This window comes from uncultured Metabacillus sp. (assembly GCF_947503125.1).
Lineage (GTDB): Bacteria > Bacillota > Bacilli > Bacillales > Bacillaceae > Metabacillus.
Window position 1 is genome coordinate 1 of the sequence record NZ_CANNCR010000159.1, and the last position, 1,057, is coordinate 1,057.

The window sequence follows — 1,057 nt, forward strand, 5'->3', positions numbered from 1 at the left end:
CGTCCACATTATGAAAAAGGGATTGCAATTGAGCAGCTCTGGATAGAGGACGAAAAACAGCTAAAGGCATTACCAATTAGCGATCTGCGGATCTATTCAATCGATACCTCCACCGTTAATAAATACGGAGAAATAAGTGTTGATGGAGAAAAGTTTATCATTCATAAAGGTAGGGTTAAACAGTCGTTAGTCATTAAAAAAGAATGGGACTCTTTCACCTGCTTTACCAATGATGGGGAAATTGTGTATCAGGAATCACGTCCTTATATGAATAAAACAAGAGATATTCCCTGGAGTGATATTTTAAATGATTGGGCAAAGAAACCTCGCTCCGTCAAATATTCTCGATTTTTCAAGTACTTACCCGAGAGGGTAAAAGTTTATCTTACGATAAAACCTGACGAAATTAAAGCTAGAGTAAGAGGCTTAAAGACCTTGTTGGAGAAGCATACTTTGCAGGCTGTACATGAAATATTAGATGAGGAAAATCGTTTTGAAAGAGCTCCACATGAACTTGGGTATCTCCTAGAGGCAAAGGAAGCAACCTATCCAGAAAAGATATCAGAAACCCATACTCCTCTTGTATTGCTTGACTATGAAACGGATCTTCAATCATACGATAAAAAGCTGTGTCCAAGCTTGGATGGGAGGGTATCATGATGACCAGTTTAAAAGAAGTTTGTAAAACGCTTTATCTTGGTTATATTGCAGAAACATATGAAGAAGTTGAATTTGAAGACAAGGAGCAGTATTTGCGGGATGTTTTAATGAAAGAAATTACTTCCCGTCAAACTACGAAAATCTCTAGGCTAATAAAAAAGGCAAAGTTTAGAGAGCTTAAGTGGCTAAAGGACTACCAATGGACTGAACAGTTGCATCTCCCTGCCACAACAACAAAAGAAGAAATCAGCGATCTGCGTTTTATAAAGGGAAAGCAAAACTTACTTCTCCTTGGCTCTCCAGGGACCGGAAAAACACATCTGGCTACGGCACTTGGGGTTAAAGCCTGCGAGAATGGATATGAGGTACGTTTTTTCAGAGTAGCAGATTTAGTGGG

At 39.0% G+C, this 1,057-nt stretch carries 1 protein-coding gene and 1 pseudogene; both read left to right on the forward strand.

What is annotated here, in order from left to right; genetic code table 11:
• A pseudogene (locus Q1B07_RS26620) lies at nt 1-660 on the forward strand (IS21 family transposase); the annotation flags it as partial.
• Nucleotides 657-1,057 (forward strand): ATP-binding protein (locus Q1B07_RS26625; RefSeq protein ID WP_299095873.1); only part of this gene is annotated, 401 nt, incomplete at its 3' end. The pseudogene Q1B07_RS26620 and the gene Q1B07_RS26625, both read left to right, overlap by 4 nt.